Below are 16,751 nucleotides of genomic sequence, written 5' to 3' on the forward strand. Positions count from 1 at the left end.
GAGATCACCCTTGCATCCCCGAAAGATAATTTTTTTCATACATATTGGTTTCTGTCTGTGTAAAATACACATTATTATACCATAAAAACAATCAGATGAAATGGTCAACGTTTATAAAATGAAACTTCCAAAGGTAAGGAAACCATCGACTTTTGCTCTTCAAAAAAATGGATGCGGGAAATTTACAGCTTGTTAAACGTGATATCAGATGATTGATTTACTAATTAACCAAGTATTGAGAAGCTATCATTTCTCAGGTGAATTCTTTTTGGAATCACTTTCTATCTCTCCGAATGGAGTATAGACTTTTGCATGGCCCCTGATTTTAATTGCCGAGGTATGTTCCGTGAATTGTGCGATCATCACCTCTCCTGAGTCTAGTTTTTCGGAGTGATGAAACTTGGTGTCCGTTCCCCTTGTCAACCCGATGACGTTCACACTATCCTCAATGGCTTTGATTACGACAAAATCATTCAAGATCTTTTTTTCATTCATTTTTTCCTGCCCCCATGTCCTTAGTCTTTAATGAATGCCAGCACTTCAGCTCTAGTACGATGATCCTTCGCAAACGTTCCCCTTACAGCTGAAGTCACTGTTTTAGATCCAGGTTTTTTTACACCTCGCATGGTCATGCACATATGTTCAGCCTCTACTACAACCATTACACCATGAGGCTCGAGCTTTTCCATTATCGAGTCAGCAACTGTGGAAGTGATGCGCTCTTGAAGTTGCGGACGCTTCGATACAGCCTCAACTGCCCGTGCCAATTTACTTAAGCCAGTCACTTTTCCGTTTTTCGGAATATATGCTACATGGGCTTTCCCATAAAAAGGGACTAAATGATGTTCACATACTGAGTAAAATGGAATATCCTTTACAAGTACGAGTTCTTCATGGTCCTCTCCAAAAACAGTATCGAAATATTCCTTTGGATCCTGATTAAGTCCAGAGAAAATTTCTTCATACATTCTGGCTACACGGCCAGGAGTATCCAGCAGTCCTTCCCTCGTTGGGTCTTCCCCTACAGCCTCAAGAAGCATTTTAACCGCTTCTTCTAATTTGGCATGATCAACATTAGCCATTTTTGTACCTCCTAAAAAATCAATAATATTATGTATTCAGATAAAAAATCCAAAGCGCGTTGCACCCGGATATCCATAATTGCAATTATTAAAGAAGACCCATACATTGAGCCCTTGAACGGCAGTTTCGCCGGAAGCTGTTTTTGGATGGGCATTTCCCTGTGACGGATTAACCATCTGCAGCGTTTCTAAAATATTCACTGTCTTTTATATTATCACAGATGGAAATTAAGAAGCAAAAAAAGGGCCGCGTTTTCACGCGGCCCTTTTCGGTTAAGCACCCGTATGTAATGGTAGAATTACTTCACTGCATCTTTCAGCGCTTTACCGGGTTTGAAAGCTGGCACTTTGCTAGCTGCAATTTCGATTTCGTCACCAGTTTGTGGGTTACGGCCTTTACGAGCCGCACGTTCACGAACTTCAAAGTTACCAAAACCAATCAATTGGACTTTATCACCGTTTTTTAGAGCTTCTAAGATTGTATCAAAAACAGCATCAACAGCTTTTGTAGCGTCTTTCTTAGAAATTTCAGTTGCTGTAACAACTTCATTAATTAATTCTGTTTTGTTCATGCCATTCACCTCCTCCCAAAAAGGAATCTTTATAAAAAATCATTATTACAACACTATAATAGTGATTTGATATTAGCTTCGGTCCTAAAATTTTCATTCCCTGGCAATCAAGGATTACCAAGCCGAATTAATTTCCAAATAATTCATCCAGAAATTTATAAATAGGTTGAAATCGCTGTTATAACGCGTTTTCTGTATGTAGATTATCACAAATCCTATTAGCTTAGCAAGGGAATTCAAAAAATAATGGGAATCTTTTCATTAATAATTGTATATATTATAAATTTTGTCTTTCGCTATTCATCATTTCCCTTTTTTATAGAAATTAAACTTATTATATTGCTGAAAATCGCTTAACCACAGGGTTTTTTCAAGATTATACTAAAAAACAGCAGATTATTTCAAATTTTAGCGTTCAAAATGATAATTTTATTGTGATCCTGAGTATTTCGCATGCAAAAAGACCAATCCATAAATGGAGTTGGTCCAGCTTTTAAACGTTTTTATAAGATGATGGCAATCAATCCCCCACTGCCCTCATTAATAATCCTTTCCAGTGTTTCTTTCAATTTGTAGCGGGCATTGTCAGGCATCATCGCTAATTTCACCTGTATGCCTTCCCTTACATAGGAACTTAGGCTTCTGCCAAAAATATCTGAGTTCCAAATGGAAAGTGGATTGTCTTCGAAATCCTGCATCAGATACCGGACTAATTCTTCACTTTGCTTTTCAGTACCGATGATTGGCGAGAATTCTGATTCGACATCGACCTTGATCATATGGATGGAAGGAGCTACGGCTTTTAGCCTGACACCGAACCTGGCTCCCTGACGGATGATTTCCGGTTCATCAAGACTCATATCGTTAAGGGAAGGGGCTGCGACACCATATCCTGTTTGTTTGACCATTCTCAATGCATCGGCCACCTGATCATACTCTGCTTTGGCATACGCAAAGTCCTGCATTAAAGATAATAGATGATCCTTGCCCCGAATCTCCACACCGACAATTTCCTTCAGAATATCATCATAGAGTTCATCAGGGGCGTATAGGTCGATCTCTGCAACACCCTGCCCCATCTCAATGCCTGCAAGCGCTGCACGGTCAATGAACTCGAATTCATTGAAATGACCGACTACACGATCTACATCCCTCAGGCGTTTAATGTCCTTGACGGTCTCTTTAACCGCTTCCTGGTAACTTTCCCTTAACCAATGATCCTCGCGCAGAACCATTACCCAGCTCGGAAGATTTACATTGACCTCGAGAACTGGGAATTCGTACAGGGCCTCGCGGAGTACGCTGTAAACATCCGATTCCCGCATTCCTTCGACACTCATCGCCAATACAGGGATATCATACTTTTCCTGCAGGGATTCCTTCAGGGCTATCGTATTCGGGTGGTGAGGCTGAACGGAATTGACAATCATGATAAATGGCTTGCCAACCTCCTTCAATTCTTCGACAACCCTTTCCTCGGCCTCTAAATAATCACTTCGCGGAATTTCTCCTATCGACCCATCCGTCGTAACGACCACGCCTAATGTGGAATGATCCTGAATTACTTTGCGAGTACCGATCTCAGCCGCTTCATTGAACGGAATCGGCTCTTCATACCAAGGCGTGTGAATCATGCGGGGACCATTTTCATCTTCATACCCTTTAGCCCCAGGTATTGTATAACCGACACAATCAACTAAACGAATATTCACGTCGAGACCTTCAGCCACTTGAATCGATGCTGCCTGGTTCGGTACGAATTTGGGTTCCGTCGTCATGATCGTCTTTCCAGCAGCACTTTGAGGCAATTCATCCTGTGCCCTTGCGCGGTCCGCCTCTGACGGAATATTTGGAATGACGACTAGCTCCATGAATTTTTTAATAAATGTGGATTTCCCCGTCCTGACGGCACCGACCACCCCTAAATATATGTCGCCACCGGTCCGTTCAGCTATATCTTTAAAAATATCTACCTTTTCCAAGGTATCCCCTCCCGAATTAGAGTTTTGGGATTTCGTTTATCCATTTGCATTTATTTAGGACATTATATATCTATGATGTTGTCCTAAAAATTTATTCCAATTATTTCCCTGGTTCAATCCCTTCCTCCACCAGAAATTTTATATAAGGGTTGTTATTTTAAAAGTAAGATGAAATAAAGATAAAAGAAATAACCCTTCCCCTACAATATATTTTGCAGAAGAAGGGTTATGCCTATTTTGTAAGGAATATTGGTTTTTTTGTTTTTTCATCAATTGTATATGGCAAGGAATAGGCAGGGACGAACTCCGAACTCTGCACCAGCAGTTCCCGGATATCTTCACCTGGCTTCATTTCCCCCTCATTCTTCTTCAATGCCTCAATTAAATCCGGAGTATAATCAACAAAAATACTGCCTTGACCATCAACTACGAGATATAAGTCTTTTTGTGAAAATGGACTCGTGACCGTCGGAGCTTCCTTCAGGCCCATTTTTTCATAATCAAGCGTGAAGACATTATCGGATAACCTTTCCTTAAATGGCGGGTATCCGTTGCTTTGCTGATAGGCAGTCAATCTCAAGGAAACATCCTGAATCTTCTGCGCCATCCTGACATCCAACAGCTTTACGGTCGGATCATTTTCAACATTAACGAGGATGTATTGAAAGACGCCTCCGGATTCAAATGCATTGTCCGGAGGTTCAGCCATATACCTCGGTGAAATCTTTGAAAATTTTATGACATATTTTTGATAAATCGGTGTACCTGCATCTTTTGTAACGATGGGCAGTATGCCCCCTTCATCTTTCTGAAATTGATCCACTGCACTTTGGACGGATTGTATTTGCTCTTTATAAGGCAATTGGTTTTGCATTTTTTGCTTCTCCGGATATAAGCAGCCAGATAATGATACAGAGATGCAAAATAAACATAATATTTTGAAAAAATTTCTCATCATTTCTCCTCACCTATCAAGTGGTTGGCCCGCTAAGAACAACGATAAGGATGATCAAGCCGGCCAGAATCATAAGTATGTATGCGATAATTGCTGTCAAGACTCTCCAAAAGCCTTTTAATTTATAGCGGCTTAAGTAGATTAGAAATATAGAGATAATCATAAAGCCCATTGCTATAAAGGATATCCACATTTTTTGCAGAGCTGGTGTCATATCTTCATCACTCCTTTTTCCAGAAATTATTATAACATACCAAATTACGTTAAAGGAATTAAATCCTTGTCCAATCTGTATAATTCCCGTTTTCATGACTCATTTTCATGAAAAAATATAAAACGAGAATTAAGTATTGTAAGTTATTAACATACCTCCTACCTCCAAGCAACAAAAAAACAGCCCAAAGGCTGTTTCAGTTTGTAGACAAAAGGGGTTCGGAATTAAAAAATTCCGAACCCCTTTTGAAATTCCCTTTGAAATTTTGACCAAAGGTTAAGAGATTTAGGCTCTTCGAGCCACTATGTTAAGCCATTTTAGGACCTTGCCATGTCCAAGTGGCCATCTTCTTTAAATTAATGGCAGCGAAAGTAAGCATCGCTTGCATCGACAATTTTTTAAGTCCCCTTAAAGTAGTCCAACGCATACCATGCTTTTCTTTTGCATCTGCGAATACACGCTCAATCGTTTCTTTGCGTTTCGCATATATAGGTTTTACCTCTTGATGATGACGCAGATGATCTGCTTCTTCCACATATGCTTGCCAAATATGCCGTGTCACTACTTTTTGATGGTCTTTGCTTTCTGTACACCGTGATAAAAATGAGCATGTTGCACAAATTTGTTTTGGCGATTTGTACTCGCGATAGCCCTCTTTATTTGTTGTTGAGTACTTTAAAGTTTCGCCCGAAGGGCAAAGGTAACAATCAAAGTGTTCATCGTAAACATAGTCATGTTTGCGAAAGAACCCTTCTTTTGTACGAGGACGTGTATAGGGTAAAAGCAGGTGTGATTTCTTTGTTAAATAGGTAGCTTGTAATCGCTGGTGTTTTATAAGCTGCATCTGCGGCAACTGCTTCTGGTTTTCCAACTTTCTCAATCACTTGCTCAACAAGTGGCTCCAAAATATGACTGTCATGTGTATTACCAGGTGTTACAATCGTTCCCAATACAAAACCGTTGCGGTCTGCGGCCGCGTGGAATGAATAGGCAAACTGTTTTGTTCGTTCATCTTTCACATAGTAGCCACTCTCAGGATCCGTAGTACTTTCTTTAATTGCTTTGGTTTGTTCCTTATCAAATTTATCTGGTGGAAAAGGCTTCTTACCATGGTTTTCACGATCTTGATTTATTTCATCTTGAAGACGTTCTTGATATGCTCGTGTTTCTTTGCGTACGATTTTCTTTTCAAATTTGCGCTTATTAGCATTGGCTTTCACATGTGTGGAATCGACGAATACGTGTTCAGCACTTATTAACTTTCTATCAGCAGCTGTCATTAAGATGCGATAGAAAATCTGTTCAAACAGGTCTGTATCTTTAAAGCGTCGCTCATAATTTTTCCCGAACGTTGAGAAATGAGGTACTTTATCATGGAAACCATAGCCTAAGAACCAACGGTAAGCCATATTTGTTTCAGCTTCTTCAATCGTTTTACGCATGGAACGAAGTACCGAAGGTATATTGAATGAATGTCAGTTTAACTAAAATAACTGGATCAATACTTGGGCGTCCTACCTCTGAATACATATCTTTCACCAAGTCATAAATGAAAGTGAAGTCAATGGAAGCCTCAATTTTACGAACCAAATGATTCGGAGGCACCAGTTGATCTAAAGTAACATTTCAAGTTGGTCTCGCTGAATAGAATTATGTTTCGAAAGCATCCTCATCACCTCAAGTTTTAATAGTTCTATTTTAAAACAAAAAAGACTGTAGGCAAAAGGAGTTCTATCTAAAATTTTAAACATAGTTGATTGGAACGGAAGGTGCGAGACTCCTGCGGGAATAGCGAGTCCAAGGGAGACCCCACAGGCGCAAGTGCGCTGAGGAGGCTCCCGGACCGCCCGCGGAAAGCGAGTGCCTGAAGTGGAAATCAACGTCCAAATTTGTACAAGCCAAAAAAGACTGTAGACAAACTCGATTTTCATCGAGTTTGTCTACAGTCTGAAACAGCCCAAAGGCTGTTTTTCTGCTTTTTTAAATTAAGATTGAAGCGTCGGTAAGACCTCTTTAAACGCTTTAATGACTGTATCGACTTCATCCAACTGAATAGTCAATGACGGCTCAATCCTGATTGTTTTGGAATTGATAAGCGTACCTGCCACCAAGATGCCTTTATCAAAGAGGGCTTTTGAGAATTCATAACCCACTTCATCTTTATGGAACTCAATGCCAATCATCAATCCTTGGCCGCGGATTTCCAAAACCTTATCTTTGTGCTCAGCAGCCACTTCCCTTAACCCATTTAAGAAGTATTCACCAACTTCTGCAGCACGCTGCGGTAAGTTTTCTTCCAAAAGTACGTCGATCGTAGCAATGGCCGCAGCACAAGCTAGTGGATTTCCACCAAATGTCGTAGTGTGCATGAACGGATTGTCGAACCAGCTTTTAAACACTTTCTCATTGGCTACGACAGCCCCTGCAGGCATTACTCCGCCGCCAAATGCTTTCGCTAAACAAATAATGTCCGGAACAACATCATATAGCTCAGAAGCGAACATTTTACCTGTCCGTCCCATTCCTGTTTGCACTTCATCCAAGATCAATAACGCATCATATTCGTCACACAATGCCCGAACCTGCTTTAAATAATCTTGCGGAGGAAGAATGACCCCTCCTTCACCTTGAATAGGCTCTAACAGCACAGCAGCAACATCTTCACCGACCAATGCACAACTTTCAAACGTTTTTCTCATCATATCCACATCACCGAATGGTACATGACGCACACCTGGTACCAACGGGATGAACGGTTTTCTGAACATGCCCTTTGCCGTTGCCGATAGGGAACCAAGGCTTTTCCCATGAAATGATTTTGTCGTGGAAATAATCGTGTATTTGTCACTGTACATTTTAGCCAGCTTAAGTGCAGCCTCCACGCTCTCGGTACCGCTGTTCGTAAAGAATGAGTATTTTAGATCTCCCGGCGTGATTTCGGCAAGGATCTTGGCAAGCATTGCACGTAATGGGTCAAGTAAGTCCTGGCTATGAAGGGCTTGTCTTTGTAACTGATCGGTTACTGCCTTTACTACTTTAGGGTTACGATGGCCAACATTATAAATACCAAACCCGCCTAAACAATCAATATATTTTTTTCCATTTACATCCGTAAAACAGGAATCTTGATCAGACCACTCCACCGAAGCGAATTGCGTGTCTTTAGTGACCGTCTTCCGATATTCCAAAAATCCAGGGTTTACATGGTTACGGAAATTCTCGACCGTTTCTCTTGTTACCCATTGCGCGTCTTCTTTTGAAATTTCTTTTTGTTCGATTAATTGAAGCACTTTTTTAATATAATCTTGGGTTGCTGATTGGTTAGCATGAGTGTTTTTACTTTCTACGTTAATTGACATTTTATAAGCTCCTTTTTTTATAACTTTAGTGGATGGTTAATTGAAATTGCTTATTTTATAAAACTTTGATGCTTACCTCCCTTTTTTCTTATACTTACTAATCAAGCAAGAACCATGCCAAGTTAATTACCCATAAAACCGCATTCTTTTTTGATAAATTACGCTAAAATTATGCAAATTTGCATATCGATATTTCAATTTGCATAATCATCCTTGTAAATCATAAAAAAAACTTCCCAAATGCTCTTATAAAAATAAAAGCCGTTGACGAGTGATTTTTCATCACTCGGCAACGGCTTTTATTCAATATGCATTTTTTTCGATTTTCTTACTCTGTTCAGCTAACACTTTTTGATACTTCCTGCTCACTGACGATTGACTTATCCCGAGCGCTTTTGCCGCTTTGGTCGTGGTTTTATACTGTTTCATGGCAAGCATGATCAATTGCTCTTCGACATGATCCATTGCTTCCTGCAGCGGAAGGATTCTCGTAATGATGGGTTTCGATTGTTTAAAGTCACTGCCCACAGGTATGAACCTTTGAATGAAATCAGCATCGATCATCTCTTCATCTGCAGAAACAACCAATCTTTCAATCATGTTCTGCAATTCACGGATGTTCCCCGGCCATGTATAGACTTCCAGTATATTTAATGCATCGGGGGAAAAGTGGTAATTCCGCTGATACCTTTCATTCAGTTTTTGCAGGAAATGAAAGGCTAGCGGCGGTATATCCTCCGGCCTTTCCCTTAAAGGGGGCACATGTATGGGAATGACGTTTAATCTATAGAATAAATCTTCTCTGAACGTCCCCATCTCGACCATTTTTTCCAGACTCTTATTCGTGGCCGCAACAATTTGAACATCAATGGAAATGGGTGTAGTGCTGCCAATCGGAATCACTTCCTGTTCCTGGAGGACCCGCAGCAGCTTAACTTGCAGGTGTATGGGCATGTCACCCACTTCATCAAGGAATAAAACACCTTTATTGGCCTGTTGAAAGTATCCTACCTTCCCATTTTTATCCGCTCCTGTAAAGGATCCCTTCGTATAACCAAACAATTCACTTTCGAGGAGGTTTTCCGGAATCGCCCCGCAATTTATCTTAAGGAAAGGCTGCTTGGACCGCCTGCCCATTTTATGAATGGCTTCGGCTATCACTTCTTTACCTACTCCCGACTCCCCGTTGATCAATACAGTTGATGAGAAATGAGCGATTTTCTTGACTTGGCTGATGATCTGCTCCATTTTAGGACTTGCGAAAACCAACTCTTTATAAAATTGATCCTGTTTTTTGAATGAATCCAGTTCTTTCCTCATTTCATTTAATTCCGATTTCAATTGTGTCGTTTCCGTTATATCCCTTGATGCAATGACTATTCGATCTATATCCCCTTTTTCATTGAACACAGGGGTGCCGACGGAAAGGACTTTCTTATTCATTTTCGTATCTTGGACAATCGATACTTTCTTTTTTTGTTCAAGGACTAACCGGGTGACCGAAGGATTAAAAATCCCTTCATCTTCTAATTGCAAAAGATTCTTCCCGATATAATCTTTTAAATTCTTCCCCCAGAATCCTGAGATGATGCTGTCACTATAACGCAGCAGCTCTCCTTTTTGATTGACTACAAGTATTTCATCATAGATATTCGCTAAAATGGCATTCAAGTCTTTATTCGAGCTTTTAATCAATTCTATTTCCATGGCCATTTCCTCAACCATCGGTAAATCCTGAACGATGATGATCAGGCCTTCGACTTCTTTTTCATGGTTCAGAATCGGGCTATAGTCGACAAGCACACTCATGACATCAGTAATCTCCAACTGATTCAGAATACTGCTCCCGCTGGCAAACACGCTATGTATATGCTGCTTATTGAAGATGTCCGCAGCAGGTTCATTTAGGACTTGTTCAGAAGGCTTTTTTATCATCTTCAAGCCTGATTCATTGAAGTTCACGATATTTTTTTCTTTATCAGCTACAAAAATCCCCATAGGAATGGAGGTTAAAATAACATTTAGCAGGTCTAAATTTTGTTTGCTGTCCTGCTTGAATAATTCTGCTAACACATCTTCCCTTTTTACATAACCGGTAAGCAGGCCATCATCCGTTTTTATCAGCACGATAGGTTCACCGATAATTTGAAACAGAAGCGGCAAGGATATGTTAGGGGTTAATTTACAGACATTATCAATCGAAAAAGCATACTGTAAAAGCTGATCGACTGTCGTTATTTTTTCATTTAACGGGAGGTCATCCATGCGGATATACGCAAACACTTGATTTTCCTTCATAAGAAAGAAGAAAGGTTCCTGTATCTCATGAATTTTTTGGTCTGATAATGTAGGCTGATCAATTGCTATAGTTATGAATGGTCTTATTTTATCATCCGGAATAGATAACACAGTTTCACTCTCCTTTTGTAACCTAACCTATATTTTATCACAATTCTGAATTGCTAGATAAAAAATTACATGTACGATTACTCATATCCAGCATTTACCTTTATCCATTCCACAACAAAAGGGTCCTTTAACGGACCCTTTTGACCTAAAAACCTGCTATGCACCTTAGACTTATTTTATAAAGGACCGTTCACCTTTTCTTATTATTCCTGATCAGGATTGATAAAACGATGAATATGGCTATGAAAAAGCAGCCTTAGTACAGAACGCAGCCGGTTTCACCCCCATGATATCGATAACCGTCACAATAATCAGTAAATTCAGTACCCATGCAAAAGCCGGTACAAAAGGAAAAGCTGCTGAGTAGAAAAAATGCCGAAAGCAAGTAATTGACCATTTAAATGGATAAAAAATCGATCTAAGAAAATCGGCATATGTATTGATAGAACTTTGCGCGTACGCATATACCGAACCTGCCGAAGGAATGACCTTTGCCATCTGTCCATAATATATGCTGTGAAAAGCATCATCATTAAAGCGAACAAGCAGGCCTCCGGAACCATTCCACGTGACATCTCTGCAGCAATTCCATAAGCGCTAAATCACTGTTGCTAATTCCATGGACAAAAAACCGAATAGAAAGAGCGTTAAAGACCTTTTCATTTTCTCATCAGCCATATAACAGACTCCTTCGTTCATGAAGTGAGTAAATTCACTGTGCCTCTTCAAAACGGAATAGCGGTATGGATTCCGTAAACCATTTTGTCCGATACAGAAGATAACCAATCCCAATTACCGCCCATACAATTCCTAGGATCAATGAACTCGTCTCGAGATTAAGCCAAAGGATGAAGACCGATGCAGCACCTAAAACCGGGGACAGAATAGTTGAAAGAAATCCTTTAATCGTTCTGAAGCCTTTGTTTCTTATTGAATGGACGATTACACAAATATTCACGAAAGTAAAAGCAATTAATGCTCCAAAGTTTATGAGGGAAGTGGCGGTAACCAAATCAAGGAATAAGGCAACCAATGATATGGACCCAACAAATATGACATTAAAAAATGGCGTGTTGTATTTTGGGTGGACAAACCCAAATAGTTTTTTCGGGATCATTTGGTCACGTCCCATGACATATAGCAACCTAGAAACACTAGCATGGGATGCAAGCCCGGAGGCAAGTGTACCACATAAAGTTCCTGCAAGAAAGAAGGCTTGAAATAACTTCCCGCCAACAAAAAGGGCAATTTCCGGAGAAGCTGCTTCTGGATCGCTAAAACGGGAAACATCCGGGAAAAATAACTGTGTAAAGAATGATGCCGTCACAAATAAAACCCCTCCGATAAGGGCGGTCAAAAAGATGGCCCGGGGAACCGTTTTAGCTGGATTCGGTGTTTCTTCCGATAAAGTAGTGACAGCGTCAAACCCCAAGAAAGAAAAACAAAGGATTGTAGCACCAGTTATGAGCGTCGACATTTCCATATGATGCCCGAAGAATGGCTGAACCGATAAGACCTCTCCAGTCCCTGCTCCACCCATGACCCCTTTAACGACAAGCGCCACAAATATAACAATCACCAACATTTGAAAAAAAACAAGGAAGCTATTAAAGTTGGCGGCAAAATTAACATTGAATAAGTTAATGCCTGTCATTAAAAGGACAAATGCCACCACCCATATCCACGGGTACACCTCCGGAAAAAGAGCTGTTAAGTATATTTTTGTTAATATGCCATTCACCATCGGTAAAAATAAATAATCAAGTAACGAAGACCACCCGACAAGGAAGCCTAAATGTGGATTGATCGTTTTTTGTGTGTAAGTATAGGATGAACCTGCCTGCGGATAAATTTTTACCATTTTCCCATAACTGGCGGCAGTAAACAACATCGCTAAAAGAGCAATGACATAAGCGGTTGGCACATGTCCCCCCGTTTTTTCGGAAACTATCCCAAATGTATCAAAAACAACCATCGGCGTCATATATCCAACACCAAGCAATACGATATGCCACAAGTTTAAAGACCTTTTCAGATTACCTGTTTGCATGTATCATTCCCCTTCCTTTTTTAGCGAGAAAAGTTAACCAACTTTTCTGGCCTCCCTTATAATTCTTTGGTCATATTACACCTCGCAATTTTCATACCAAAAAAAATAGTCGATTTATAACAAAAAACAAGGAAATATGTAGAATGCTTTATGCAAATTTGAATAACTTATTCAATTATTCATAAGAGAACAGGTAATTTTTTGCCCATAAAAAAAAGCAGAAGATATTAAATATCTTCTGCTCATTTGACTAAATCCCCCGTGCCGAGGTCAAATTACTAGTTTACTTTCGTTGCATTGTATGCTGATACACGGCAAGGCGCATCATCAAATGCCTAATTTAATGAAATTCTTTTATGAAAATCAACAGATTCGGATTTCAATCCTGCTGTCTGCTATCCAAAATGTTATAAAGTTCTTCCATCTCATTCGTTTTTGAACGATTCATCAAGAGGTCAACTGCCTTTTTCACTTCTTCCCCATTGAATAAAACATCGTACAGGGCTTCAGTGATCGGCATGTTCACTTCGTACTTTTGAGCTAGTTGATAGGCGGCTTTAGTGGTTCTGACACCTTCAACGACCATACCCATGTTTTCCAAAACTTCTTCAAGCTTTTGCCCTTTTCCAAGCATATTTCCAGCTCTCCAATTACGGGAATGTACGCTTGTACAAGTGACGATCAAGTCGCCAATCCCAGCTAAACCTGAAAACGTAAGCGGGTTAGCCCCCATGGCCACCCCTAGACGGGATATTTCAGCCAATCCTCGTGTCATTAATGCAGCCTTGGCATTATCCCCATAGCCTAAACCATCCGTAATTCCGGCAGCCAATGCAATGATGTTCTTTAATGCCCCTCCGATTTCAACACCAATCAAGTCCGGATTTGTATACACACGGAAATTATTATTGATGAAGATGTCCTGAACCCTTTCGGCAGCCTTCATATTCTTTGAAGAAACGGCAACTGTTGTCGGGTGACGTAGACTGACTTCTTCAGCATGACTCGGTCCTGAAAGAACCACTATATCTTTAAGCCAATCCGCCGAAGAGACTTCCTCAATCATTTCCGATATACGAAGCAGGGAATCAGGTTCAATCCCCTTACTCACATGAACGATTGTCAATGGCTTATCATGAGCCTCTTCAATCTGACCAAGCACTTCCCGGTAAGCTTTGGTCGGCACAGCCAAAATTATTATTTCAATCCCGGCCAATGCTTCCTTAATCGAAGAATAACCTTTAATCCCCAAAGGCAATTCAATCCCAGGCAAGTATTTTTCATTCGTATGATTTTGATTTATTTCATTGATTTGATTCTGATTATGTCCCCACAATCTCACTTCATGCTGGTTATCAGCGATCACGAGCGCTAAAGCAGTTCCCCAGCTCCCTGCTCCGATAACTGCGATACTTTCTTTATCTTTCACCATGGTATAACCACCTTTACTATTTTCTCTGGCGTCCAAAAATTCGTATTGGTGTACCTTCAAAACCAAAGGCATCCCTAATTCTATTTTCTAAAAATCTCTCATATGAGAAATGCAATAACTCCGGATCGTTAACGAATACAACGAAAGTTGGCGGCTTGATCGCTACCTGAGTCGTATAATAAATTTTCAAACGGTTGCCATTATGTGTCGGTGTCGGATTCATCGCCACGGCGTCCATGACCACTTCATTCAATACATTTGTCTGAACCCGGATAGCATGATTCTCACTAGCCTGATCAATGACCGGTATTAAGGTATGTGTACGTTTTTTCGTTAAGGCAGAAAGATAAATGATTGGCGCATAATCCAAGAATAGGAAATGGGCACGGATTTTTTCTTCAAAATCCTTCATCGTTTTTTCATCTTTTTCGATGGCATCCCACTTATTGACGACGATGATGACCGCCCTACCCGCTTCATGGGCATATCCGGCAATTTTTTTATCCTGCTCACGAATACCTTCTTCAGCGTTCAGGACCACAAGAACAACGTCTGAACGTTCGATTGCCCTTAATGCACGAAGTACGCTATATTTTTCCGTGCTTTCATACACTTTACCTTTTTTCCTCATCCCTGCAGTATCAATAATGACATATTCTTTGCCATTGTACTTATACGGAGAGTCAATCGCGTCGCGAGTCGTACCTTCAATATCGCTTACAATGACACGTTCTTCACCTAACAATGCATTGACCAGAGATGATTTACCTACGTTCGGTCTCCCAATCAAACTGAATTTAATGACATCATCATCATAATCCTGGCCAGTGAATTTAGGGAAATGTTTGGCCGCTTCATCCAGAAGGTCACCAAGACCAAGCCCATGAGACCCGGAGATCGGGAATGGATCGCCAAAACCTAACGCATAGAAATCATAAATTTGATCCTTCATTTCTGGGTTATCTACTTTATTTACTGCAAGGACAACCGGCTTTCTCGATTTATAGAGAATCTTAGCGACTTCTTCATCAGCAGCCGTTACCCCTTCACGACCATTCGTCATAAAAATTATCACATCGGCTTCGTCGATGGCAATTTCAGCCTGCTGGCGAATTTGTTCCAGGAACGGCTCGTCACCGATATCAATTCCACCTGTATCAATAATGTTAAAATCATGTGTCAACCATTCACCAGAACTATAAATCCTGTCCCGGGTCACTCCAGGAACGTCTTCGACAATCGAAACCCGTTCTCCAACTATTCTATTAAAGATTGTCGATTTTCCCACGTTCGGACGACCGACTATCGCAATTACCGGTTTTGGCATTGCTATTCACCCTTTCTGCTACTATATCTCTGTCAAAGTCACGAAATTCATGAATGCATTTATACGGTTGCTTTGCATTATTGATTTTCATTATTTCCTTTTAAAGGAAAGAGCTGTATCCATCATCATTTAAAGGAATCTTTCATCAGTAAGAGAACTCGCAACTGATGTTCAGTTAAATGTATCAAGTATTCACGGGCAGTTTGTCCACTTGACGCCCCAGTTCCTGAGGTGACGTGAAGCTGTCCCTCTGCATGCTCAAACTTGATTATAAACAGCCCAAAAAAATGAAGAAAGCTTCGGCATACGGCTTCCTTTTTAATTGTTTAGAGCATTTTACGATTATCTACAGACCCCTAACTATCCTATAGTAACAAATTTCTCGCCAATCAACAATGATTGTATGAATAAAAGCCTTCTAATTCCAGTTTGCACCATTTTGATATCTTTTTCACCATACTTTTCATTGATTAAAATTCTCTTTTCCTTGTTTTGATAAAAATCTCGATTGAGATATTGAATATATGTATTGGCCAACCAGTTCCAACATTCTCCACAGTATGTTTGCGCCCAAAACCAGCACAGCATTATCATGCCATGCGTAAGCAAGGGCCACATAAGGTAAAGAGTGGTAAGCAAGCAATCCAGAATATATGATATCTCCCATCATCATCCCAATTAAAAGGACGAACAATCGATGTTTCCAATTTTTAAAAAGTAATAGGATAAGATAATTCAGGAAAATACACAAAAGATAAGTCGGTTTCATGATGAGCCATATCGGATCAAGCAAAGAAAAAAGTTGAAAACTGGCATAACCGAGAGTGATAATAAGACTTCCGCTGATCAGTTCCATCATCTTGATGATGGATTTCTTCCTAATATACACACACAGTATAAAGAAAAGATACGGCCCGCTCAAATGCACGGAAACCAAGGGAGCATCCAGTTTATAACCAGCTAAAACCATAACGGCCAATAGATGAAATAAAAAATCAAAACGAAAGGGAACCGTTTTCGGAATAAAATACATGACAATGACCCAAACTATCCATGAAATCCAATAAAATATTATTCCATCCATGCAGCGCCCCCCCTTTTAGGAACATTATGGCTTGTTTATTCAAAGTATAAACGTATAGCACGGCATTTAATGAGGAAACCTTCCTCCTATCATTAGAAAAGGAGGTGTAAACATGGGAAAAGATCGGCAAGAGAAGAAATTGAAAGAAAGTAAACGGGTGGAGTCCGACAGGGACCAATCACTGGAGCATAAAGGGGCAACTAGAATGGAAAGCCCTGAAGAGGCCCGAAAAAGGAATAGTTAAGTCTATCCCTGAACAAAAAGAAGCATCTCAATCCGTTTCAA

13 protein-coding genes and 1 pseudogene are annotated in these 16,751 nt (G+C 40.2%); 1 reads left to right on the forward strand and 13 read right to left on the reverse strand.

Annotated features, from left to right (window positions below; genetic code table 11):
* Positions 1-246: 246 nt before the first annotated feature.
* The 13 genes and pseudogenes from mtrB to OSJ91_RS17655 form a co-directional block, all read right to left on the reverse strand.
* Positions 247-495: a trp RNA-binding attenuation protein MtrB gene (mtrB, locus tag OSJ91_RS17595; RefSeq protein WP_137016024.1), complete on the reverse strand. Its 249-nt coding sequence runs from the start codon at positions 493-495 to the stop codon at positions 247-249.
* Between the two features lie 20 nt (positions 496-515).
* Positions 516-1,082: a GTP cyclohydrolase I FolE gene (gene folE, locus OSJ91_RS17600; protein WP_063233209.1), complete on the reverse strand. Its 567-nt coding sequence runs from the start codon at positions 1,080-1,082 to the stop codon at positions 516-518.
* 299 nt (positions 1,083-1,381) lie between these two features.
* Entirely contained in the window at positions 1,382-1,654 is a 273-nt protein-coding gene (locus OSJ91_RS17605) for an HU family DNA-binding protein (RefSeq protein WP_034308023.1), read from the reverse strand.
* A 503-nt stretch (positions 1,655-2,157) separates the two neighbouring features.
* A complete protein-coding gene (spoIVA, locus tag OSJ91_RS17610) occupies positions 2,158-3,636 on the reverse strand; it encodes a stage IV sporulation protein A (protein WP_101222423.1) in 1,479 nt (492 codons plus the stop codon).
* A gap of 232 nt (positions 3,637-3,868) precedes the next feature.
* Positions 3,869-4,591, reverse strand: coding sequence for a hypothetical protein (locus OSJ91_RS17615; RefSeq protein WP_485891922.1), 723 nt, complete (start codon positions 4,589-4,591; stop codon positions 3,869-3,871).
* A 16-nt stretch (positions 4,592-4,607) separates the two neighbouring features.
* On the reverse strand, positions 4,608-4,805 hold the full coding sequence (locus tag OSJ91_RS17620) for a DUF2768 domain-containing protein (protein WP_101222425.1): 198 nt from the start codon (positions 4,803-4,805) through the stop codon (positions 4,608-4,610).
* Positions 4,806-5,112: 307 nt separating this feature from the next.
* Positions 5,113-6,472 (reverse strand): annotated as a pseudogene (locus tag OSJ91_RS17625) (IS1182 family transposase).
* A gap of 318 nt (positions 6,473-6,790) precedes the next feature.
* Positions 6,791-8,164, reverse strand: a complete 1,374-nt coding sequence (locus tag OSJ91_RS17630; protein WP_485890151.1) for a putrescine aminotransferase — start codon at positions 8,162-8,164, stop codon at positions 6,791-6,793.
* A gap of 303 nt (positions 8,165-8,467) precedes the next feature.
* Complete coding sequence (locus OSJ91_RS17635) at positions 8,468-10,573, reverse strand: sigma-54 interaction domain-containing protein (protein WP_485890152.1); 2,106 nt, start codon at positions 10,571-10,573, stop codon at positions 8,468-8,470.
* Positions 10,574-11,285: 712 nt separating this feature from the next.
* Positions 11,286-12,623 carry an APC family permease gene (locus tag OSJ91_RS17640; protein WP_485890153.1) on the reverse strand — a complete coding sequence of 446 codons (1,338 nt, stop codon included), beginning with the start codon at positions 12,621-12,623 and terminating at the stop codon, positions 11,286-11,288.
* 379 nt (positions 12,624-13,002) lie between these two features.
* Positions 13,003-14,055, reverse strand: coding sequence for an NAD(P)H-dependent glycerol-3-phosphate dehydrogenase (locus tag OSJ91_RS17645; RefSeq protein WP_485890154.1), 1,053 nt, complete (start codon positions 14,053-14,055; stop codon positions 13,003-13,005).
* Between the two features lie 16 nt (positions 14,056-14,071).
* Positions 14,072-15,382 carry a ribosome biogenesis GTPase Der gene (der, locus tag OSJ91_RS17650; RefSeq protein WP_137016033.1) on the reverse strand — a complete coding sequence of 437 codons (1,311 nt, stop codon included), beginning with the start codon at positions 15,380-15,382 and terminating at the stop codon, positions 14,072-14,074.
* A gap of 463 nt (positions 15,383-15,845) precedes the next feature.
* Positions 15,846-16,466 (reverse strand): YphA family membrane protein, encoded by a 621-nt coding sequence (locus OSJ91_RS17655; RefSeq protein ID WP_485890155.1) that lies wholly within the window; start codon positions 16,464-16,466, stop codon positions 15,846-15,848.
* 112 nt (positions 16,467-16,578) lie between these two features.
* Here OSJ91_RS17655 and OSJ91_RS17660 point away from each other — a divergent pair, with 112 nt between their 5' ends.
* Positions 16,579-16,710, forward strand: a complete 132-nt coding sequence (locus tag OSJ91_RS17660; RefSeq protein ID WP_101222431.1) for a YpzI family protein — start codon at positions 16,579-16,581, stop codon at positions 16,708-16,710.
* Positions 16,711-16,751: the final 41 nt, after the last annotated feature.

This window comes from Bacillus sp. T-10(2022), assembly GCF_056502895.1.